This is a genomic window from Dactylosporangium darangshiense, from assembly GCF_039537565.1.
Lineage (GTDB): Bacteria > Actinomycetota > Actinomycetes > Mycobacteriales > Micromonosporaceae > Dactylosporangium > Dactylosporangium darangshiense.
In genome coordinates this window covers 34,612-56,559 of sequence record NZ_BAABAT010000014.1, presented here as the reverse complement: position 1 = coordinate 56,559, position 21,948 = coordinate 34,612, and the positions used below count along the sequence as shown (strand labels likewise).

Annotated in this window: 19 protein-coding genes and 1 pseudogene; 10 read left to right on the top strand and 10 right to left on the bottom strand. The window is 70.9% G+C overall.

The window, feature by feature from the left end:
- Nucleotides 1-67 precede the first annotated feature (67 nt).
- Both ABD901_RS25390 and ABD901_RS25385 read right to left on the bottom strand, forming a co-directional pair.
- Nucleotides 68-1,660, bottom strand: coding sequence for a sulfatase-like hydrolase/transferase (locus tag ABD901_RS25390; RefSeq protein ID WP_345129772.1), 1,593 nt, complete (start codon nt 1,658-1,660; stop codon nt 68-70).
- Nucleotides 1,661-1,827: 167 nt separating this feature from the next.
- A complete protein-coding gene (locus tag ABD901_RS25385) occupies nt 1,828-2,487 on the bottom strand; it encodes a CDP-alcohol phosphatidyltransferase family protein (RefSeq protein ID WP_345129770.1) in 660 nt (219 codons plus the stop codon).
- Nucleotides 2,488-2,695: 208 nt separating this feature from the next.
- Between ABD901_RS25385 and ABD901_RS25380 the strand changes: the two genes are divergently transcribed.
- From ABD901_RS25380 to ABD901_RS25350, 7 genes are all read left to right on the top strand, one after another.
- The gene (locus ABD901_RS25380; protein WP_345129768.1) at nt 2,696-3,667 is read left to right on the top strand and encodes a zinc-dependent alcohol dehydrogenase; all 972 of its coding nucleotides are present in this window, start codon (nt 2,696-2,698) and stop codon (nt 3,665-3,667) included.
- A gap of 40 nt (nt 3,668-3,707) precedes the next feature.
- Nucleotides 3,708-4,106, top strand: coding sequence for a 6-pyruvoyl trahydropterin synthase family protein (locus ABD901_RS25375; protein ID WP_345129766.1), 399 nt, complete (start codon nt 3,708-3,710; stop codon nt 4,104-4,106).
- Between the two features lie 266 nt (nt 4,107-4,372).
- Nucleotides 4,373-5,443, top strand: coding sequence for a glycosyltransferase family 4 protein (locus tag ABD901_RS25370; protein ID WP_345129764.1), 1,071 nt, complete (start codon nt 4,373-4,375; stop codon nt 5,441-5,443).
- A 276-nt stretch (nt 5,444-5,719) separates the two neighbouring features.
- Entirely contained in the window at nt 5,720-6,709 is a 990-nt protein-coding gene (locus tag ABD901_RS25365) for a lysylphosphatidylglycerol synthase transmembrane domain-containing protein (RefSeq protein ID WP_345129762.1), read from the top strand.
- A gap of 9 nt (nt 6,710-6,718) precedes the next feature.
- The gene (locus ABD901_RS25360; RefSeq protein ID WP_345129761.1) at nt 6,719-7,351 is read left to right on the top strand and encodes a GTP cyclohydrolase II; all 633 of its coding nucleotides are present in this window, start codon (nt 6,719-6,721) and stop codon (nt 7,349-7,351) included.
- 418 nt (nt 7,352-7,769) lie between these two features.
- A complete protein-coding gene (locus tag ABD901_RS25355) occupies nt 7,770-8,471 on the top strand; it encodes a RibD family protein (protein ID WP_345130070.1) in 702 nt (233 codons plus the stop codon).
- Nucleotides 8,468-9,817 (top strand): ferredoxin reductase family protein, encoded by a 1,350-nt coding sequence (locus tag ABD901_RS25350; RefSeq protein ID WP_345129758.1) that lies wholly within the window; start codon nt 8,468-8,470, stop codon nt 9,815-9,817. The genes ABD901_RS25355 and ABD901_RS25350 overlap by 4 nt, the downstream gene beginning before the upstream one ends.
- A gap of 186 nt (nt 9,818-10,003) precedes the next feature.
- Here ABD901_RS25350 and der read toward each other — a convergent pair whose 3' ends face one another.
- The 3 genes from der to ABD901_RS25335 all read right to left on the bottom strand — a co-directional run bounded on the left by der (nt 10,004) and on the right by ABD901_RS25335 (nt 12,751).
- Complete coding sequence (gene der / locus ABD901_RS25345; protein WP_345130069.1) at nt 10,004-11,368, bottom strand: ribosome biogenesis GTPase Der; 1,365 nt, start codon at nt 11,366-11,368, stop codon at nt 10,004-10,006.
- 5 nt (nt 11,369-11,373) lie between these two features.
- Complete coding sequence (gene cmk / locus ABD901_RS25340; RefSeq protein WP_345129756.1) at nt 11,374-12,045, bottom strand: (d)CMP kinase; 672 nt, start codon at nt 12,043-12,045, stop codon at nt 11,374-11,376.
- Between the two features lie 70 nt (nt 12,046-12,115).
- The gene (locus ABD901_RS25335; protein ID WP_345129754.1) at nt 12,116-12,751 is read right to left on the bottom strand and encodes a MarR family winged helix-turn-helix transcriptional regulator; all 636 of its coding nucleotides are present in this window, start codon (nt 12,749-12,751) and stop codon (nt 12,116-12,118) included.
- Between the two features lie 109 nt (nt 12,752-12,860).
- Here ABD901_RS25335 and ABD901_RS25330 point away from each other — a divergent pair, with 109 nt between their 5' ends.
- Nucleotides 12,861-13,424, top strand: coding sequence for an NADPH-dependent FMN reductase (locus ABD901_RS25330; RefSeq protein WP_345129751.1), 564 nt, complete (start codon nt 12,861-12,863; stop codon nt 13,422-13,424).
- A 221-nt stretch (nt 13,425-13,645) separates the two neighbouring features.
- Here the strand turns inward: ABD901_RS25330 and ABD901_RS25325 are convergent, their stop codons facing one another.
- The 5 genes from ABD901_RS25325 to ABD901_RS25305 all read right to left on the bottom strand — a co-directional run bounded on the left by ABD901_RS25325 (nt 13,646) and on the right by ABD901_RS25305 (nt 19,026).
- Entirely contained in the window at nt 13,646-14,626 is a 981-nt protein-coding gene (locus tag ABD901_RS25325) for a helix-turn-helix transcriptional regulator (RefSeq protein WP_345129749.1), read from the bottom strand.
- Between the two features lie 288 nt (nt 14,627-14,914).
- Nucleotides 14,915-15,328 (bottom strand): hypothetical protein, encoded by a 414-nt coding sequence (locus ABD901_RS25320; protein WP_345129747.1) that lies wholly within the window; start codon nt 15,326-15,328, stop codon nt 14,915-14,917.
- Nucleotides 15,329-15,572: 244 nt separating this feature from the next.
- The gene (locus ABD901_RS25315) at nt 15,573-16,757 is read right to left on the bottom strand and encodes a hypothetical protein (RefSeq protein ID WP_345129745.1); all 1,185 of its coding nucleotides are present in this window, start codon (nt 16,755-16,757) and stop codon (nt 15,573-15,575) included.
- Nucleotides 16,687-17,331: a SigE family RNA polymerase sigma factor gene (locus tag ABD901_RS25310; RefSeq protein WP_345129743.1), complete on the bottom strand. Its 645-nt coding sequence runs from the start codon at nt 17,329-17,331 to the stop codon at nt 16,687-16,689. Before ABD901_RS25310 ends, ABD901_RS25315 begins: the two co-directional genes overlap by 71 nt.
- 387 nt (nt 17,332-17,718) lie before the next feature.
- Nucleotides 17,719-19,026 carry a serine/threonine-protein kinase gene (locus ABD901_RS25305; protein WP_380139139.1) on the bottom strand — a complete coding sequence of 436 codons (1,308 nt, stop codon included), beginning with the start codon at nt 19,024-19,026 and terminating at the stop codon, nt 17,719-17,721.
- A 161-nt stretch (nt 19,027-19,187) separates the two neighbouring features.
- Between ABD901_RS25305 and ABD901_RS25300 the strand changes: the two genes are divergently transcribed.
- Both ABD901_RS25300 and ABD901_RS25295 read left to right on the top strand, forming a co-directional pair.
- Entirely contained in the window at nt 19,188-20,123 is a 936-nt protein-coding gene (locus tag ABD901_RS25300; RefSeq protein ID WP_345129739.1) for a ParA family protein, read from the top strand.
- A gap of 162 nt (nt 20,124-20,285) precedes the next feature.
- A pseudogene (locus tag ABD901_RS25295) lies at nt 20,286-21,179 on the top strand (segregation and condensation protein A); the annotation flags it as partial.
- Nucleotides 21,180-21,948 lie beyond the last annotated feature (769 nt).

Genomic DNA, 21,948 nt, shown 5'->3' with positions numbered 1-21,948 from the left:
GGCGGTTCGTCTCGCTTCCTGTGCGTGGGCGGTCTTTTCTTGGTTTTCTTGTGCGGAAGCGGTTTTCCTATGCGTAGGCGGTCAGGAACTTGTCGCGGAAGGCGTTCATCGGCCAGACAGGTGCCTTCGGGTCGGGTCGCAGTCCGCTCTGCCATCCCCACCCGGAGATCCGGTCGAGCACCTTCGGGTCCTTGGCCACGATGGTGATCGGCACGTCGTGGCTGGCCTGGTCGCCGACGATGATCGGCGAGGGCTGGTGGTCCCCGAGGAACACCACGACCAGGTTGTCGTCGCCGTACGTGTTGATGTAGGAGATGAGGCTGCTCAGCGAGTACACGATCGAGTTGCGGTACGCCGTGCGGATCTTCTCCGACGTGCGCCAGGCGACGTCCGGCGGATCGCCGTCCGTGCTCATCGAGCTGTAGATCGTCCCGTCACCGACCTGGTCCCACCCGACCATCTGCGGGATCGGCGTCCACGGCGCGTGGCTGGACACGAGCGGAATCTCGGCGAACACGGGCGCGTGCCCCGGCTGGCGCTCCAGCCGCTGGTACGCCGCCAGCGTGAACTGGTCCGGCACCGGCACGTAGCTGAACTTCGGCCCCTTGTACCCCATGTTCCGCGAGTCGTACAGCTCGTGGTACTGGAAGAACTTCCCCTCCGGCCAGTCCCGGTCGTTGGCCGGCATGATCCCGGCGACGTGCCACCCGGCCCGCCGGAACGCCCCGTTGATCGTGAACCGGTCGCCGGCCAGCAGCGTCTGGCTGCGCTGCGCGTTGTCGACCCACAGCCCGGACAGCAGCGTCTCGTGCGCCATCCAGCTCCCACCGCCGGTGATCGGCGAGGTCAGAAACGCGCTGCGCGCCTGGAACCCTTTCGCGGCGAGCGCGCGGGTCCCCTCGTCGAGCGTGGTGTTCACCTGCGGCGCGTACTGCGGGTCCTCGACCGCGTTGCGCCCGTAGCTCTCCACGAACGTGAACAGCACGTCCTTGCCGCGCAGCCCGGTGAGCAGCTGCGACCCGGGCACGTCCCGGAACGCGTCGACCGCGGCCTGCGCCCCGAACTTCTGCCCGTCGTTGATGTCGCGCCGCACCAGCGCCACCTGGTCGCCGAGCGTCCCGGTCGCCCCGTCGGAGGCCACCGGCAACCCCTGCGCGGCCTGCAGGTTGAACAGCGCGCAGATCGCCCATACCGCCGCGAGCAGCGCCGTCCCGCGGGTGGTGGCCGTCCGGTACCGCAGCGCCAGCCGCCCCAGCCGCCGTAGCGCCAGCGTCATGACGACGGGCACCGACAGCACGATCAGCCCCAGCACGACGGCCACGGCGATGGCGGCCGGCCGGCCGACCGACGAGCTGACGAGCCCGAACGCCGGCCCGAACAGCACCCAGTCCAGGATGGGGTCGAACGGCCGCGACAGCGCCGTGTAGAACCCGAGGTTGAACAGCCGCACGATGACGAGCACGCCGAGGATGACGCCCGCGACGGCGAGCACCACGGTGCGCATCCGCCCCCGCACGGCGAGGAACAGGGCGACCAGCAGCAGCCCTTCGATCGGGATGCGCAGGAACGCCGCCGGGCTGAACTGGGTGAGGCGGTCCGGGCTGACCAGCGTGAAGTACACGACCGCGGCCCCGAGGATCGTCCCGACCCACCGGAGCACGGTCCGGACGACGGAGGCTTTCTTCTCTTCTACGTTTGCTTCCGCTTTTGCTTCGGTCTCCACAGTCAGTGAGGTCACGGAATGCTCCGCTTCGATCACCGGCTGTTCATCGACTTCCGCCGTCGATCCGTCCCCCGAGGCGTTCACGGACTGTGACGATACGGACATCAGGACGACACCGCCACCGTGAGCGACTGCCGCCGCCAGCGCCACAACAGCTCGGAGCCGAACGACTCCACGAGGAAGAGCAGCGAGATCGCCACGGCCGCCGTCGCCACCGCGATCGGCAGAATCCCGGACGCGGCGACCGCGAGCGTCACGCCCTGCATCGCCGCCACCACCTTCCGCCAGTACCGGGGCGGCACCGTCCCGCGCAACCACGGCAGCAGCCAGTTCGCGATCCCGATCACGTAGCGCATCGCCCCGATCGCCAGCACCCACGCCCCGACCGACTCGGCCACGAACGCGCTGAGCACCAGGATCAGCCAGGCATCGATCTCCATGTCGAAGCGCGCCCCGAGCGCAGTGACCCCACCGGTACGCCGCGCAACGTTGCCGTCCACGGCGTCGAGCGCGAGCGCAACCGCACTCATCGCGCACAGCACCGCTACGGGCACTCCCCGGCTGAAGGAGTCCGCGGTCAGCGCGGCAACGCCGCCGACCAGCCCGGCGCGGGTCATCGTCACCCAGTTCGCCGCCCCGAACGTCTGCGCGCCGGAGCGTTGCAGCCCGCGACCGAGCGCCACGAACGTGACGATCCCGGCAGTGAGGCCGACCACCCACCCCGCCGCACCGAGCCCAACACTCGCCGCAAGCACGGCCAGCACCGCAAAATGGAAGATCAATCCGACGACCGGACCGGTTCGAACCCTCGGCATCATCGCTCCGTATACGAGGCTGTGCTTGCTGACCATGGACCTGACAGTGCATACGCGCATGGCGCCGTAACGGTTCGATCGCACATTTCGGCACCGAACGACCCGGCCGGGGGTACACGATCACTGCAGGACATCGCTCGTCATGAAGGAGCACCGCATGCATGAGGCCCGGGCCTTCTGGACCACCGCTGCCGGCGGCGAGCTCCGCCCGGCCGCCCTGCCGGCCCCGGCCGGCGACGAGGTCCTGGTCCGCACCCTGTACTCGGGTGTGAGCCGCGGCACCGAAACCCTGGTGTTCGCCGGCAAGGTCCCCGCAGACCAGCACGCGATCATGCGCGCACCGTTCCAGGAGGGCGACTTCCCGTACCCGGTCAAGTACGGCTACCTCAACGTGGGCGTCGTCGAGTCGGGCCCGCCGGACCTGCTCGGCCGCGAGGTGTTCTGCCTTTACCCGCATCAGAGCGCGTATGTGGTACCGCGCGATGCGGTCGTCCCCCTCTCCGACGGCCTGCCGCCGCGCCGCGCGGTGCTCGCCGGCACCGTGGAGACGGCAGTGAACGCCCTGTGGGACGCCGCCCCGCTGATCGGCGACCGGGTGACGGTCGTCGGAGCCGGCATGGTCGGTTGCAGCGTGGCGGCCCTGCTCGCCCGCGTACCGGGCGCCGAGGTCGAACTGATCGACACCGACCCATCGCGCAGAGCGATCGCCGACGCGCTCGGTGTGACCTTCGCCTCCCCCAACGCCGCCTCGACGGAGCGTGACCTGGTCATCCACGCCAGCGCCACCGAGCAGGGCCTGCAGCGCTCGCTGGAGCTGCTCACCCGCGAGGGCACGGTGGTGGAGCTCAGCTGGTACGGCGACCGCCCCGTCACCCTGTCCCTGGGCGGTGCCTTTCACTCCGGCCGCCTGACGATCCGCAGCAGCCAGGTCGGCACGGTCTCACCGGCCCGCGCCGCCACCCGCACCTACGCCGACCGGATGGCCCTGGCCCTGCGCCTGCTGCGCGACCCGGCGTTCGACGCGCTCATCACCGGCGAGTCCCCGTTCGAGGAGCTCCCGACGGTCCTGCCCGCCCTGACCGCCGGCACCCTGCCGGCCCTGTGCCACCTCATCACCTACGGCAACTAATCCTCACCTACGGCAACGAATCCCCGAGGAGTCAACCCGCGTGTACAGCCTCACCGTCCGTGACCACATGATGATCGCCCACAGCTTCCGCGGCGAGGTCTTCGGCCCGGCCCAACGCCTCCACGGCGCCACATACGTCGTGGACGTGACGTTCTTCCGCACCGAACTCGACGCCGACAACCTGGTGGTGGACATCGGCCGCGCCGCGGAGGAGCTCAAGTCGGTCCTGTCGGCGCTGAACTACCGCAACCTCGACGACGAGCCCGACTTCGCCGGCATCAACACGTCCACTGAAGTACTCGCCGCCGCGGTCGCGGACCGCCTGGCCGCCCGCGTGCACGCCGGCGCCCTGGGCGCGGGCGCCGCCGGCCTGGAGCGCATCTCGGTCACGCTCCGCGAGTCCCACATCGCCTGGGCAACGTACGAGCGCGCGCTGTGAATCGACGAGGTCGCGGGCGTGGGTGAGGACGGCCCGTTGTGAACCCAAGCCCGGACACCACGCGTGCGGCATCGCCGAACGATGCCGCACGCCCGGCACACACACCGTCACCACACACGAACCTGCCCAGCGCGCCGTCCCCGCACCACGCACTGTCCCCGCACACACCGTCGTCAGACGTGACGTCGCCGGACGCGCTGTCCCTCCGGGCACCGTCCCCGCATACGGCTGCCCCCCACGCGGCGTTGCCGACCGGCATCGCACACGTGGCGCAGACCGTGCACGTCGTGCTACCCAACGACATCGACGATCCGTCCACACCGAGCGGCGGCAACCGCTACGACCGGGAGGCCTGCACCGCCCTGGCCGCCCTCGGCTGGTCGGTCCATGAGCAGTCCGCCCACGGCGCCTGGCCCAACCCGTCGCCGAACGACCTGGCGACTCTCGACGCACTCCTGGCCGACCTGCCCGCGACCGCAATCGCGCTGGTCGACGGCCTGATCGCCTCGGCCGCGCCCGACGTCATGGCGGCCTACGCCGCACGGCTCCGGCTGGTCGTACTCGTCCACATGCCCTTCGGCGACACCGACCCGGCGACCCGCCCCGCCGAGCACCGGGCCCTGCGCGCCGCGACCGCGATCATCGCCACGTCCGAGTGGACGCAGCGCCGACTGCTGCAGCTGTACGCCCTCCCCACCGAACGCATGTCGGTCGCCATCCCCGGCGTCACCCCGGCCCCGCCCGCACCGGGCACCGAGAGTGGCGACGCGTTGCTGTGCGTCGCGGTACTCGGCCGGCACAAAGGCCACGACATCCTGATCGACGCCCTGGCACGGCTCACACACCGAACGTGGACCTGCATCTGCGCCGGCGCCGCCGACCGCGACCCGGCATTCGTACGCGCCCTGCAGACCCGCATCGACGAGGCCGGCCTGACCGATCGCATCCACCTGGCCGGCCCGCAGACCGGCGCGGCACTCGAAGCGCTGTACGCATCCGCGGACCTGCTGGTCCACCCGTCGCGCGGCGAGACGTACGGAATGGTCGCCGCCGAGGCCCTCGCCCGCGGGATCCCCGTGCTGGCCACCACGGCGAAGGGCCTGCCGGACGCCGTGGGCCGCACCGCATCCGGCATCGTGCCGGGCCTGCTCGTCCCGCCGGATGACCCAGAAGCGCTGGCCGCCGCCCTCGAGCAGTGGCTCACCGACGCCGACCTGCGGATCCACCTGCGCGCCGCCGCGCTGGCCCGCCGCGCGGACCTGACCGACTGGACGGTCACCGCCCGCAATATCTCGGCCACCCTACGAGCGCTGCCAGCAGAGACGCCCGCGGGCTGACCGGTCACTACCGACCGTTCGTGTGCAAGCACGAATAGCAATCGAGCGGAACTTGGGCCGGCGAGAGCCTACGAGCAGTGTCCGAGTCTCGATCGCAAGGTCTCCGTCGCTGGAACGGGCATCCCTTCCACCGCTCCTGGGCGGAATGGCCGTTTTCGACGGCGGCGGCGCGGATGGTTCCCTTTTCTGACACTCGGCGGCGCGGCGCCTCGAGATCTGAACCCGATGGCCCGTCGCGGCGTATGACAAGAGAGATCCCCATGAAGGAGTTCGCCGATGCAGCGCACCGACGTCGCCATTCGCCCCGAGGGCGAAGGCGAGACGATCGCGAGCGCGCGGGCGGGCGGGGGTCGGCCACGGATTCCGTGGGGGCTGGTGCGCACGATCGGCGGTGTGGCGGTGCTCGCGCTGCTGGTGTGGCGGGTCGGCAGCGGGCCGTTCCTCACAGGGCTGCGGATGATCGACGCCTGGGCGATCGTCGCGGCGCTCTCGGTCGGGGCGGCCACCATCGTGGCGTGCGCCTGGCGGTGGCGGCTCGTCGCGCGCGGGCTGGGGCTGCAGCTGCCGTTGCGCACCGCGGTCGCGGACTGCTACCGGGCGGTACTGATCAACTCCACCCTGCCGGGCGGGGTGCTGGGCGACGTCGACCGGGCCGTCGGTCACGGGCGGGAGCGCGGCGACCTCGGGCGGGGCATCCGGGCCGTGGTGTGGGAGCGCAGCGCGGGGCAGGTGGTGCAGTGCGCGCTCGCGCTCGGGCTGCTCTGGGCACTGCCGTCGCCGGTGCGGCCCTACGTCCCCCGCATCGCCCTCGTGCTCGCCGCTGTCGTCGCGGTGTTCGCGCTGCTGGCCCTGGTCGCCGGGCGGCGCGGGCCGGAGGCGTGGCGGCGGCTGGTGCGCATGGTGCGCACCGATGTACGCAGAGTGCTGCTCGCGCGCCGCATCTGGCCCGGCGTGGTGTTCTTCTCCGCCGTCGCGGTCGGTGGGCACCTCGTGACGTTCCTGGTCGCCGCGCGCACCGCCGGCCTGACCGCCCCCGCCACCCAGCTGCTGCCGCTGACGCTGCTGGCCCTGCTCGCGATGGGCGTGCCGACGAACATCGGCGGGTTCGGGCCCCGCGAGGGCGTCGCCGCGTGGGCTTTCGGCGCCGCCGGGCTGAGCGCCGCCGACGGAGTCGCGACGGCGACCGTCTACGGGGTACTGGTCTTGGTGTCGAGCCTTCCCGGCGTCGCGGTCCTGCTGTTCCGCCGACGCGCCGTGGCCAGCTGAAGGAGAAGGATGTTCGAAACTCTGCCCGGGGCAACGATGCGCACGCAGGTGACGGTGCCGCTGCGACTCCTCGACGGGTACTCCACCACCGCCCGTCTGTTCTCGTTCAACGGCCTCGTCGACGGGCGCGAGCACGTCGCATTCGGCCTGGGTGACTGGTCCGGCGCGCTGCGTCGAAGCGCCGACGGCGGCGCCGCGCCGCTGGTGCGCCTGCACAGCGAGTGCCTGACCGGTGACATCTTCGGCAGCCAGCGCTGCGACTGCGGCCCGCAGCTGCGCGAGGCGATCGAGCGGATCACCGACAAGGGCGGCTTCCTGCTGTACCTGCGCCAGGAGGGCCGGGGCATCGGCCTGTACTCGAAGCTCGACGCGTACGCGCTGCAGGACACCGGCCTGGACACGTACGAGGCGAACATCGCCCTCGGTCACGCGGAGGACGAGCGTGACTACTCGGCGGCGGCGCAGATGCTCGACGCGCTCGGAGTGTCGCGGATCGCGCTGCTGACCAACAACCCCGACAAGGCCGACCAGCTCGACCAGCTCGGCGTGACCGTGGCGAGTGTGGTCCCGACCGGCGTGTTCCTGAGCCCGGCCAACGCCGGGTACCTGGCAGCGAAGGCCAACCGTGCCGCGGCAAGGTGAGTCCGCGCCGCCGCGCAGCGCGGCGACGACTCCCCGGAACGAGCGCACGCCCGGCATGATCGCTCTCCGCGACAACATGACCACGTTCAGCCCACTCGAGCCGCCCACCCGCGAACACGACGACCCGACGCACGAACGCAACGGCACCACCCGAGGTCCGGACGCGACCACCCACGAGCAGGACAACCCGACCCGCGAACGCAACGGCACCACGCGAAGTCCCGACGCGACCACCCGTGAGCGCGAAGCGCCGACCCGTGAGCGTGAAGCGCCGACTCGCGAGGAAGACGGTGGCGGACACGACACCGACACCGCCGGGTTCGCTCTCGACGTGGCTGACCGTGTGCACAACGAGGCCGGCCGTGCACACCATGGCCCCGTGCGGGACGGAGACGGAGCGGGAGCGGTGCGTGGGGGCGTGGCCACGCCCCGTGCTCGGCCCTATGTGGTGCTCAGCTGCGCGATGTCGCTCGACGGATACCTCGACGACGCCAGCGACGAGCGGCTCGTGCTGTCCAACAGCGAGGACCTCGACCGCGTCGACGCCATGCGGGCCGAGTGCGACGCGATCCTCGTCGGGGCGAACACGATCCGGCGCGACAACCCGCGGCTCATGGTGCGCGACGCCGAGCGGCGCGAACGGCGGGCCGAGAACGGGCTGCCGCCGCTGCCGGCGAAGGTCGCCATCTTCGGTCACGGCGACGTCGACCCGCAGTCACGGTTCTTCACCGACGGGGAGACCGACAAGATCGTGTACTGCGCGACGACGACGGCGTGCCACAACCGTGAGCGGCTGGAGGGGCGGGCGACCGTCGTCGACGGCGGCGAGCCGGTCGATCTCGAGCTCGCGCTCGAGGACCTGGCCGCGCGCGGCGTGCGGCGGCTGCTGGTCGAGGGCGGCAGCACGGTACACACGATGTTCCTCACGGCCGGGCTGGTCGACGAGCTGCAGCTGGTCGTCGCGCCGTTCTTCGTAGGCGACGGCCGCGCGCCGCGCTTCGTCGGGGACGGTCGTTTTCCCTGGCACCGCGGACATCGTGCGACGATGGTCGAGGTTCGCCAGATGGACGATGTAGTGCTGTTGCGGTACGCCCTGTCTGACCGATTCGAGGCCAAATGACCACCGTCTCACAGCGCACCCGGCCCACTCGTGGCCGATTAGGCACCGGACCCCAGCGAGCCACCGCGGCGGTACTCGCCGTAGCGCTCGCCAACGCGATCGTGGTCGAGGTGCTGTTCTTCACCGCGGCCGGCACGCCGGAGCCGATGCTCTCGGTAGGGCGCTTCCTCGGCCTGCACGCCGCCGTGCTCCTGGCGCTGCAGCTCGTGCTCGTCGCCCGGGTGCCCTGGCTGGACCGGCGCCTCGGCATGGGGCAGCTGACCTCGTGGCACCGCTGGGTCGGCATCACGCTCGCGTGGACGATCACTGTGCACGCGACGCTCGCGTCATGGGCGTACGCGCGGATCCGCGACTGGCCCTTCGCCACCCTGGTGGACAAGTGGCTCGGCTCGCTGGGCACGCTCGCCGGCATCATCGCGGGCACCCTGCTGCTGCTCATCGTGCTCGCCTCGACACGGACCGTGCGCCGTCGCCTGCCGTACGAGCTGTGGCACGCGCTGCACCTGGGCACCTACGCCGTGGTCGGGTTCGCGATCGTGCACCAGACCGTGGAGAACCCGATCTCCCAGCCGGCCACGTGGGCGAAGGTCTACTGGGTGCTGCTGTGGACGGTCGCGATCGGCGCATTCGTGCTCGGCCGCATCGTGCTGCCACTGTGGCGTAACGCTCGGCACGGGCTGCGCGTGTCCGCCGTCGTGCCGGAGACCGACAACGTTGTGTCAGTGCACGTCACCGGCCGTGACCTCGACCGGATGCCGGCGCAGGCCGGGCAGTTCATGCTGTGGCGGTTCCTGACCCCGAGCCGCTGGTGGCAGGTCAACCCGTTCTCGCTGTCCAAGGCCCCGGACGGGCGCAGCCTGCGGCTCACCGCGAAGGCGGTCGGCTCGGGCAGCGCCGGGCTGCGCAAGCTGCGGGTCGGCACGCGCGTGTTCGTCGAGGGCCCGTACGGTGCGTTCACCGGCCAGCACCGTACGCAACCGGCGACGCTCCTGATCGCCGGCGGCGTCGGGATCACGCCGATCCGGTCGCTGCTGGAGGATCTCGACGGCTCGATCGTGGTGCTGTACCGCGCCCGCTCCGAGGCCGACGCCCCACTGCTCGGCGAGCTGCGCCAGCTGGCGGCGGCGAAGGGCGCCGAGGTGCACCTGGTCACGGGTCGCACCCGGGACACCACGCCGACGCCGTTCGGCCCCGAGCATCTCCTGTCGCTGGTCCCCGACGTCCGCCAGCGCGACGTCTACGTCTGCGGGCCGTCGGCGATGACCAACGCGGTCCTCGCGACCCTTCGTGGCCTCGGCGTTCCCGGCACCCAGCTGCACGCCGAGATCTTCGCCCTGGCCGACTGAGCGACCCCTGCTTCGCACGAGCCACGGCTCCGCGAGGGCCCGCCGGGAGAACCCAGGCACCTCCAGAAACGAGACGCCGCGAGAACCAGGTACCGCAAGAACGCGAAACCAGGCACCGCGAGAAACGAGAAAGAGGCGCCGCGAGCAAGACGGGCAGAACCGCCGGCAAACGAGATCGCGCGCGGGCTACTTCTTGTTCTTCTTGCGCGGCTTCACGGTGATGTGGATCGGGGTGCCGGTGAACTCGAACTCCTCGCGCAGGCGGCGCTCGACGAACCGGACATAGCCGGGGTCCAGCGCGCCGGTGGTGAACAGCACGAACTTCGGCGGGGACACGCCGGCCTGGGTGGCGAAGAGCACGCGCGGGGCGCGGCCGCCGCGGACCGGGTGCGGGGTGGCCTGCACGAGGGCGGTCAGCCACTGGTTGAGCTGGCCGGTCGGGACGCGGCGCTCCCAGTTGGCCAGAGCCGTGCGCAGCGCGGGGGCGAGCTTGTCGACGGCGCGGCCGGTCAGTGCGGAGACGTTGACCCGCACCGCCCACGGCACGCGGCGCAGCTCGCGGTCGATCTCCTTGCCGAGCTGGTAGCGGCGGTCTTCGTCGACGAGGTCCCACTTGTTGAAGGCGATGACGAGGGCGCGGCCCGCCTCTATGACCATCGAGATGATGCGCTGGTCCTGCTCGGAGATGACCTCGCTCGCGTCGAGCAGGACGATCGCAACCTCGGCTGCCTCGATCGCGGCGTTGGTGCGCAGCGACGCGTAGTACTCGGTGCCGCTCGCGTGCGACACCCGCTTGCGCAGGCCCGCGGTGTCGACGAGATGCCACGTCTCGCCGCCGAACTCGACCAGGCTGTCGACGGGGTCGACGGTCGTGCCGGCGACGGAGTCGACGACCGCGCGCTCCTCCTTCGCGAGCTTGTTGAGCAGGCTGGACTTGCCGACGTTCGGGCGACCGACGAGCGCGATGCGGCGAGGGCCGGCCTCGCGCCTCACTGTCGGACGGACCTCTGGGAGGTTCTCCAGGATCTTGTCGAGGAGGTCTCCGGCGCCGCGGCCGTGCAGGGCGGAGATCGGGAAGGGCTCGCCCAGGCCCAGGCCCCACAGGCTGGCGATCTCGCCCTCGATGCGGTCGTTGTCGACCTTGTTCGCGACGAGGATGACCGTGCGGCCGCCGCGGCGCAGCATGCGCACAGCCGCCTCGTCGTCCGAGGTCGGCGGGATCGTGGCGTCCACGACGAAGAGCACGAGGTCGGCGGTCTGCGTGGCGATCTCGGCCTGGGTGGCGATGGCCTTGGCGCGCTCTCGCGCGTCGGGCAGCCAGCCGCCGGTGTCGACGATCGTGAAGTTACGACCCGACCACTCCGCGTCGTAGGCGACCCGGTCGCGGGTCACGCCGGCGACGTCCTCGACCACTGCCTGTCGCCGGCCGAGCACGCGGTTGACGAGGGTCGACTTGCCGACGTTGGGGCGGCCGACGACGGCCACGATGGGCAGAGCGAACTCGATCTCCGGCTCGGCGTCGACGGCCTCGCGGGAGATCTCCGCGGGCATTGCGTTCACGCCGTCACCTTGTCGAGCATGCGTTGCAGCCGCTCGACGACCTCGCCGATACCGAGCTCGGTCGTGTCGAGCACGACGGCGTCCTCGGCCTGGCGCAGCGGGTCGGCGGCACGGGTCGAGTCGAGCCGGTCGCGCCGCGCGAGGTCCGCGGCGGTCGCGGCCTGGTTGGTGGCGTTCTCGCTGCTGCGGCGGCGGGCGCGCTCGGCGGCGTCGGCGGTGAGGTAGACCTTCAGGTCCGCGCCGGGCGCTACGACCGTGCCGATGTCGCGCCCCTCGACGACGATGCGCCCGGACTCGGCGATGATCTCCCGCTGGCGGGCGACGAGCAGCGCGCGCACCGCGGGCACGGCGGAGACCGCGGAGACCGCCTGCGTGACCTCGGGCCCGCGGATCTCGCGGTCCACCCCGATCCCGTCCACGCTGATGTGCGGCGAGGTGGGGTCGGTGCCGATCGAGAGCTGGACGTCCTCGGCGACCGCGGCGATCTTGTCGGCGTCGCGCAGGTCGACGTTGTCGCGCAGCACCGCATACGTCACGGCGCGGTACATAGCGCCGGTGTCCAGGTAGCGGGCGTTGAGCGCCTGTGCGACCCGGCGCGAGATGGTGGACTTGCCGGAGCCGGACGGCCCGTCGACGGCAACCACCAGTTGCCGACCTTCGTCGTGCACGCCCGTCTCCTTACGCAGATGACTCGATGAAGCCCTTCAAAACAGTACTTGACTCGCCGATGACGCCGGTTCACGGGAGGTCGTCGTCACACCCCGTTTGCGCCGTATCACAGCCGCCCTCGGCGGGCTCGTCGCCGGGCGCGACGTCGATCGCGGAGTACAGGTCGGGGCCCCGCGTCTCGGCCGCCGCCACGAGATCCGGGCCACACGATGCGGCGTCCTCCATGCACGGCTCCCCCATCACCCGGTCGGCCTCGGGTAGCCGAGACAGTACCGTCCGTGAGATGTCGAGCAGCGCTTCGACCTGCTCCGGTTGCAGAGCGTCGAAGAACCAGTGCCGCACGTGAGCGACGTGGCGCGGCGCCGCGGCCGTCACCGCCTCCCAGCCGGCCTCGGTCAGCACCACGAACGCGCCGCGCGGGTCGTCGGGGCAGGGCTCGCGCGCCAGGAGGCCACGGGCCGTCATGCGGGTGATCTGGTGCGTGAGCCGCGTCTTCTCCCAGTCGGCGACCCTGCGCAGCTGGAACACCCGCAGCCGGCCGCCCGGCGCCTCGGACAGGGCCACCAGCACGGCATACTCTGCGGCGGTGAGCCCGGTCTCGCGCTGTAGCTGCCGCGCCACGCGGCGTTGCACCTCGGAGTTGAGGGAGAGGTATCCGCGCCAGGCCCGCTGCTCACGGTCGTCGAGCCAGTCAGGTTCTGTCACATCTCACATTCTACGGGAATGGGTGACATGTCACCGTGGTTCGAGCTAGCGTCACGGTGACACGTCACCCTCCAGGGTGGCGTTCCCTTCAGGAAGAGGAACCACGCACATGACCAAGGTCGGAATCATCCTCGGCAGCACCCGCCCGGGCCGGAACGGCGAGGCCGTGGCCAAGTGGGTGTACGACATCGCGAGCCGTCGCGGCGACGCGGAGTTCGAGCTGGTCGACCTGCTCGACTACAACCTGCCGCACCTGGACGAGGCCATCCCGCCGTCGCAGGGCCAGTACGCGAACGAGCACACCAAGCAGTGGGCCGCCAAGATCGCCGAGTTTGACGCCTTCATCTTCGTGACGCCCGAGTACAACCACTCGACCAGCGGCGCCCTGAAGAACGCGATCGACTTCCTCTACGCCGAGTGGAACAACAAGGCGGCCGGCTTCGTCAGCTACGGCGCGGCGGGTGGCACCCGGGCGGTCGAGCACCTGCGCCTGATCGCCGGCGAGCTGCAGATCGCGGACGTACGGGCCCAGCTCGCGCTGTCGCTGTTCACCGACTTCGAGAACTTCAGCGTCTTCAAGCCCGGCCCGCAGCACGAGGCCACGCTGAACACCGTGATCGACCAGACGGTCACGTGGGGCAAGGCCCTGGCTGCGGTCCGCAACAAGGCCTGATAGCCAGCTCTTTTTCGAAGCCGGCCGGAGATTCCGAGGGAGGTTCTCCGGCCGGCTTCTCTTCGCAGTCGGTACGCCCAGTGCTTCCCCTTCAACCACCGCCCCCGGTCGGCAAGGCTGCTCCCGGCTGCTACGAAATCGTCGCTCCCGGCCGCAGCGGGTCCGCTACCCGGCGAAGCGGGCCCAATCGCTCCCGGCTGCTACGAAATCGTCACTCCCGGCTACACCGGGTTCGATGCCCGGGCGAAGCGGGCGGCCAGCTCCGACGCGGCCTCGAGCAGCTCGGGCGGGCCGACGAGCTCGAAGTCCACGCCGAACATGCCGAACCACGAGGCGAGGCCGGTCCACGACCACGAGCCGGCGGTCACCCGGCAACGGTCCTGCGCGATGTCCTCCACCAGGCCCTGGCCGCGCATCCACTCGTTCATCGCCGCGGCCGGCGCGCGCAGGATCGCGGTGCCGCGGCACGGCAGCGGATCGTGGCGCTCGAAGCGCTCCGCGATGAACTCGTTGATGTCCGGCGCCGGCAGCTCCCGCGGCGCGAACCGCGGGCCGTTCGGCGTGCGGGGCGTCATGCGGTCGACACGGTACGTGCGCCAGTCCTTGCGATCGAGGTCCCAGCCCACGAGGTACCAGCGGCCACCCCACGTCACCAGATGGTGCGGCTCCGTACGGCGGGGCGGCCGCGACTCGTCGGGGCCCTCGGCCAGCTCCCGGCGGCCCTCGTAGTCGAAGCGCAGCACCTCGCGGGCGCGCACCGCGGTGCCGATCGCCAGCAGGTGCTCGGCGTCGATGTCTCCCTCGCGCCAGGTGTTCTTGACGATGCGGGTCACCTGCAGCGCGTCGACCCGGTGGCGCAGCCGCGCGGGCATGACCTGACGGACAGTGGCGAGCGCGCGCAGCGCGGCCTCCTCCACACCCTGGATCGACATCGTCGCCGTCTGTAGCGCCACGGCTACGGCCACGGCCTGGTCGTCGTCGAAGAGCAGCGGCGGGAGCTCGGAGCCGGCGTCGAGCCGGTACCCGCCGTCGGGGCCGCGCGTGGCCTGCACCGGGTAGCCGAGCTCGCGCAGCCGGTCGACGTCGCGCCGGACCGTGCGGGGGCTCACCTCGAGCCGGTCGGCGAGCGTACGGCCCGGCCAGTCCCGGCGCGCCTGCAACAGCGACAGCAGAGCGAGCAAGCGGGCCGAGGTCTCCAACATGGGTTCAGTATTGCGGCAGAACAGGACAGGAGCTGTCCGCATGTCCGCGGACCGGCCGCCGCCGAGGCGCGGGCGCAGCCGAGGCGCGGTCGAGGCACGTCCGGGGCACGTCCGGGGCACGTCCGGGGCGCCGAGGCGCGGGCGTCGGCCGGACGGCTCGACTCTGCCCCGCCGCCGCGACCGCCGGCCGGGCACGGCGACGGACGCCGCCGCCCTCGGAAACGGTTGAGCCCGGGCGCTGGCGCGTCCGGGCTCAACCGACTTTCCGCATATATATGTCGCGGTGCTCTACTTGTGACGGTTGTACATGCGCGGCGCCTTCGGGTTGCCGCCCTTGCCGATGCCGCGGCCCCCGCGCCCACCCGCGGTCGGGGGGAGCGAGCGGTTGGCCTGGGCGCGGCGGATCGCCTCGAGCGGGCTGAGCGGGGCGTCCCCCTCGGCCTGGTTGTCGACCGCGTCGGGCTCGGCGGATACGGCGTCCGTGACGGCTGCCGCGGTCTCGGCAGCGGCCTTGTCGGATGCCGCAGCCTTCGGGGCCGCAGTCTTACCGGAGGACGCAGCCTTCGAGGCCGCGGCCTTACCGGAGGACGCAGCCTTACCGGAGTCGGTGGTCGTGCCGGAAGCGGCCTGGTCGGAGGCCGGACTATCGGCAGTGGCGGCCCCGGCCTTGGCGGGCTTGTTCGAGCGACTAGCAGCAGGCATGGCGAGCGTCTCCTTCGCGGGACGTGCGTGGGCGGCGATGGACAGACTGCGGCCGCGCGGAACACGAAGCGGGAGGAATGAACCCACAACGGGGGCCGGCCTGCTGTGCCGGCATTCGGCGGTCAGCGGCGGGCGCGCGCGGCGTCGGTGGGCTCAGAAACGCATGCCGAAACGTTAGCAGCCGCCCGGCCGGTGCGCACGTGCGTTTCCGGGCCGGGCGGCGTGAACATCGTGACGACGTTGGTTACGGGAAGGTCTTCACGGCGGCGGGCCACGCCGCCATGTCGTCCGGATCCTGGGGTTTCATCGCCACGGCGATCTGCGTAAGCTGCATCGCCTGTGTGATCTTGAGGCCGTTGACGTCGACGCGGACGTAGGTTGCGCCGTCGTCCAGGACGCGCGTGCAGGTGGTGTTGCCGGCGCAGTCGTACTTCTGGGCCATCTTCGGGTTTGCGTCCATGTGCCCGAACGAGAGCGTGAGCGACGGCCACTCGTCGAAGTTGATCGGCTCGGTGAGCGGCAAGGCGGGCGGCTTCGGGGTCAGGCGCGCGGCCGAGACCACGCGGTTGCCGTAGCCCATGTCGGTGCCGTAGCTCACCGACATCAGCACGTAGCCGCGCGGGAGGTACCCGGGCTGGAAGCCGACCGGGAAGGCCTTCGGGGCGGCCGGGGTCAGGCCCTCGGCGATCGCGATGAGGTGGTCGCGGTCGGGCACGGTCTGCCAGGACGACCAGTAGATCGCCGCCCAGGAGTCGGTGGTGTACTGCCACGCGAGCGCCGGCACGTTGTCCGCGAACTTCTCCAGGCGGGCCTGGTCGGTGGCGCTCAACACGGGCCCGCTCATGCCACCGGCATAGTGGAGTAGGCCGACACCGGACCGCATCTCGATCTTGTCGCCGCCCTTGGCGAAGACGACCGGATCAAAGACGCCGCTTCGGTACACCACGAGGGTCCCCCCGGCCACCAGTTCCGGAGCCCGGGCCCGCGTCAGCGGGTCGGTCGTCAGCGAGGGCTCCGGCGTCGCGCCGCTCGGGTCGAAGGTGGCCTCGATCGAGGACTGCTGGTACGCGGTGGTCACCAGGTCGGGGTCGCTCACCACGTAGGAGCCGGCCTCGTAGCCGCGGTAGGTGGTCACGAACGGCGGCGCCTCGCCGAACGCGGTCGGGGCCGGTGACGCGGCAATGTTCGGCAACGTGCTCGGGTCGACCGCGGGCGTCTGCGGGGCGGTCGGGGACGCTGCGAGGACGAACGCCGCGGCGAGGGCCGCGACCGCCGCAAGGGCGCCGCCGCCGACCGAGGACAGCAGGGTCAGGCGCCGGCGGCGACGGGCCAGGTGCCGGCCCGCGGCCGTGATGTCGTCAACGCTGAGCCGCGGTGGCGGCGCGTCGTCCCGAACCGACGTCAGCAGCGTGTGCAGATCCTGATCCATACCCTTCCCTCCCGTCCTGGTCGAGGCCGAGGGTGATCCCGACGCCACGCGCTGCAGGGCCACTCTTAGCGTCGTCCGTGACGCGGAGTTCCTCCGAGCCGAGCAGGGCGCGCAGTGCGGCGAGCCCCCTGGCGGTCTGACTCTTGACGGTGCCTGGCTGGCGGCCGAGCACCTCGGCGGTCTCCTCAACGCTCAGTCCCTCGTAGTACCGCAGCACCAGCACGGCGCGCTGGCCGGGTGCCATGCGGGCGAGCGCGGCGCGGATCCGCAGCCGCTCGTCGACCTGGTCGGCGTGGTCGGGGCCGGGCAGCTCCGGCAGGGCGTACCCCGCCGATCGCTCGCGCCGCCGCCACGGCCGGCGGCTCTCGTCGACCAGCGCGTGCACGATCGCCCGCCGCACGTACGCCAGCGGGGTGTCGACCTTCTTCCACCGCACGTACAGCTTGGCCAGGGACGCGGCTACCGCATCCTCTGCGGCATGCCAGTCCCCGCACGTCAGGTAGGCGAGCGAGCGCAGACCGTCGAATCGCGCGGTGACGAATTCGCGGAAATGCGCCTCGTCGTCTTGGTTCACCCGTCCGGGCTCCCTTCGTTCCGGGGTAGACGTCACCGCCGACCGAAGGGTTGCATACGGTTCGGGAAACTTGTTCCGGCAAAAGGTACGTACATGGATGTGATCGGGCAATTGCGGCGCAAGATCGTACGTCCGTAGGACTTCGGCGCCATTACTCGCGGTAGTTCGCCCTGCGCCCAGCCTGTTTGACTCGGCCCTTTTGAGACGCGCACCGCACGGCTGACGGCGGGGTTACCCGCCGTTGCCCGCCGCGCGCGCTCGGCCTTTCGAGCCGTGCACCGCGCCGCCGGCGCCGCGGTTACCCGCCGCTACCCGCCCCGCACGCGGGGCCTTCGAGCCATGCACCGCGCGGCCGGCATGCAGGGCGTACAGGACCGTTACCCGCCGTTACCCGCCCTGTACCACGCCCGTTGCGCCGCCCGAGGCCGGCGGCTGCGTCGGGCCCTGGGTCGTGGGCTCGATCGTCGGCTCGCCGGTCGGGGTCGCCGGTGCGGACGACGCCGGCGGGTTGCCGGGCGCCGACGACGGGGGCGCGCTCGGCGGTGCCGAACTGGCGCTCGGCTGGGCGGTGCGCGTGGCCGTGTGCGACGGGGCGGGTGCGTCCGGGACCGCCGTCGAGACCGAGACGCTCGGCAGGGACGTCGGCTGGGCGTCCGAGCCGGGCGGGTTGATGACCTCGCGAGTCAGGGCGACCACGGCGAGTACGACGCCCGTGACCAGCACCACGATCGCCAGGCCCGCGGCGACCGGCACCCACACGGGGCGACCGGCCGGCTCCTCCGCGTCATCGTCGTCGCCGTCGTGGGATGACGGCGTCGAGGTTACTGCCGGTGCGGAGGCGCGCACCTGGGGTACCGAATCATCTTCCTGAGTCGGTGTGGCAGCGTTACGGGCCGCGGCGGCGAGTGACGCGGCAGTCGGGAAGCGTTCTTTCGGGTCTTTGGCCATGGCCCGCTCGACCAGCGCGCGCGTGGCGGCCGACAGGTTCGCGGGCAGCGGCGGTGGCTCGTCCTGCAGATGCTTGATCGCGATCTCCAGCGGCGAGTTGCCGTTGAACGGCGGGGCTCCGGTCAGGCAGTGGTACGCCACCACGCCGAGCGCGTAGATGTCCGCCGATGGCGAGATCGGCTCGCCGGACGCCTGTTCGGGCGACATGTAGAGCGCAGTGCCGATGACCGCGTTGACCTTCGTCACCGACGTTACGGACTCGGATCGAGCCACGCCGAAATCGACGAGCGTGACCGCGCCGGCCTCGCCGACGAGGAGATTGCCGGGCTTGACGTCGCGGTGGATGATCCCCTTCTCGTGCGCGGCGTGCAGCGCGTCGGCCGCCTGCGCGACGATCGCCAGGGTCCGGTCGACGGACAGCGTGCCCTCGGCCGCGATGAGCTCGCCGAGCGGTCGCCCGTCGACGAACGCCATGACCAGGAAGAGCGTGCCCTCGGGGGTCTCGCCGTAGTCGTACACGCCGACGACGCCCGGGTGGCCGATGGAGGCCATGATGCGCGCCTCGGAGCGGAACCGGCTGCCGAACTCGGCGTTGCTGACGTGGCCGGGCAGCAGCACCTTGACCGCCACCGTTCGCCCGAGCGTCTTGTCGGTGGCACGGAACACCTGTCCCATGCCGCCGCTGGCGACGAACTCGTCGAGACGGTACCGGTCGCCGAGGACGTCCCCTGGTCCCAACACGTGCATGACCGTACCCAACGATCCGCCGCGCGACACGCCGGGCGCGCGGTGCGATATGTACCCTGCATTGGCGTAGAGTCGGGCAACGGCTGACTCCCTCCCCCCAAAGGCCGCCGCCGATGCGGTCCCGGGTGGAGGCAAAGCCGCCGGGAGGGGCGCAGACAGCGATGACAGGCATGGGCGACCAGGCGGAGTCGTGGACCACCACGATGCGCGCTGAGCAGGCCTCGCTTGACCTCGGTGCGGAGCTCGGGCCCGCGGACCCGACCGCGTACACGATGCGCAAGCCGATTCCCGAGCCGATGCCGATGGACCGGCACGGCCCGGCGCGGATCATCGCCATGGCCAACCAGAAGGGCGGAGTCGGCAAGACGACATCGACCATCAACCTGGGTGCGGCGCTGGCGGAGTACGGGCGGCGGGTGCTGCTCGTCGACTTCGACCCGCAGGGCGCCCTCTCGGTCGGCCTCGGCGTCAACCCCCACAACCTCGATCTCACGATCTACAACGTCCTGATGGACTCCGATGTGACGGTCGAGGACATCAGGATCAAGACGGACATCGCCGGCCTGCACCTCCTGCCGGCCAACATCGACCTGTCCGCCGCCGAGATCCAGCTGGTCACCGAGGTCGCGCGCGAGATGGCCCTGGCCAGGGTGCTGCGCCCGGTGCTCAAGGAGTACGACTACATCCTGATCGACTGCCAGCCGTCGCTGGGTCTGCTCGCGATCAACGCCCTGACGGTCGCACACGGCGTCATGATCCCGCTGGAATGTGAGTTCTTCTCACTTCGTGGCGTTGCGCTGCTGCTCGACACGATCGACAAGGTGCGCGAGCGGCTCAACTTCGACCTCGAGCTCGAGGGCATCCTCGCCACGATGTACGACTCGCGCACCACTCACTGCCGCCAGGTGCTGCAGCGGGTCGTGGAGGCGTTCGGCGACAAGGTGTACCAGACCGTCATCACCAAGACGGTGAAGTTCCCGGAGTCGACGGTGGCCGGCGCGCCCATCACCACGCTCGACCCGGCCTCGTCCGGCGCCCGCAACTATCGGCAGCTCGCGCGGGAGGTCATCGCGCAGCAGGCCGAGCGGCGGCTTTGAGGGTTTTCGCTGTTCGTGCGCTAGGTTCTTCGCGTGACTGAGCCGGTTCTGTCGTCGGCCTCCGCGCCCCCGGCTTCCGCTGCCGCCGGGCCGTTGTCGCCTGCGCCGCCGACGTCCGTTGCTCCGGACGTCGCCTCGGGCGCCGATTCGGATACTTCGGAAATGCCGGATTCGGCCGAACTGGCGGCGCTGGCCGCCGCGGCCGCGCCTGCGACCACCGGTTTCCAGGTCAAGCTGGCCAACTTCACCGGCCCCTTCGACCTGCTCCTGCAGCTCATCGGCAAGCACAAGCTCGACGTCACCGAGGTCGCGCTGCACACGGTCACGGACGATTTCATCGCGTACATCAGGGCGATGGGCAACGACTGGGACCTCGACGAGGCATCGGAGTTCCTGGTCGTGGCCGCGACGCTGCTCGACCTGAAGGCGGCCCGCCTGCTGCCCTCCGCCACGGTCGAGAACGAGGAGGACCTGGCGCTGCTCGAGGCGCGGGACCTGCTCTTCGCGCGGCTGCTGCAGTACAAGGCCTTCAAGGAGGCGGCCGCGCACATCGCCGGCCTGGAGGCGGTGGGCTCGCGGCGGTACCCGCGCTCCGTCACGCTCGAGCCCCGCTTCGCCGAGGCCCTGCCCGACCTGGTCCTCGGCGTCGGCCCCCAGCGCCTGCTGAAACTCGCCCTGAAGGCCTTCACCCCGAAGGTCCCGCCGGTGGTCTCGATCGCACACATCCACCAGGTGCGGGTGAGCGTGCGCGAGCACGCCAACATCATGAAGGACCGCCTGATGAAGCAGCGGGTGGCGACCTTCACCGACCTGTGCAGCGACTGCGAGTCCACGCTCGAGGTGGTCGCCCGCTTCCTGGCTTTGCTCGAGTTGTACCGCGAGAATCTGATCGGCTTCGAACAGCTCCAGGCCCTTGGTGAACTCATCATCCGCTGGACGGCCGGCGACGATGCGGACGTGAACATCGAGGTCGAGGAGTACGAGGGTTCGCCCGCGCCCGCGACGCCGCCTTCCGCCGGCGACTCGGCCGACTCCCCGGACGGTTCGGACCCGGCTCTCTCCGACTCGGCCGATTTGTCGGACCCGGCCCTCTCCGACTCGGCCGATTCATCTGACCTGGCCATTTCCGGCTTGGCTGATGTTTCGGAACTGGCCGTCTCCGCCGACTTGGTCGCCGCTTCATCCGGCTTTGCCGTTTCAGATTTGTCGGATTTGACTCTGGACGCGGACTTGGACCCGGACCTGGACGCCGATGCGAGCGCGGAGCCGGCTCCCGACGCCGTCTCGCCGGCCCCGGATTTGGATCTGGCGATCACGGATTCGGCCGCCGCGGATTCGGCGGCCGCGGATTCGGCGGCCGCGGATTCGGCGGCCGCGGATTCGGCGACCACCGAGTCGGCGACTGCGGAATTGGCGACTACGGAGTTGGCGGCCGAAGTGGCTTCCGACCTGGCGGACGTTCCGGATGTTCCGGACTCGGCTCTCATCCCCGATTTGCCGGACTCTCCGCATTCATTGGATGCTTCGACCCCGTCGACGGATGAGAATGCCGCGATCGACGCGGTGAACGTGAACAACGAGGTGGACAGGTGAACCAGGACGACAAGCCAACGGGGTCGCTAGCCGACCAGGCCGCGAACTGGATTCCTCCCTGGGCCCGCCCCAAGCCGGAGCCACAGCCCCAGTCCTTCCCAGACCTGCAGTGGCAGTCCGATTCCGACGACGAGCCGGCCCCCAGCGAGGACGACGACACCGCCGCGCCCCAGCCCGAGGCCGGTTCCACCACCGCCCAGTCGCCCGACGACGAGGCGGTGAGCGCGGAACC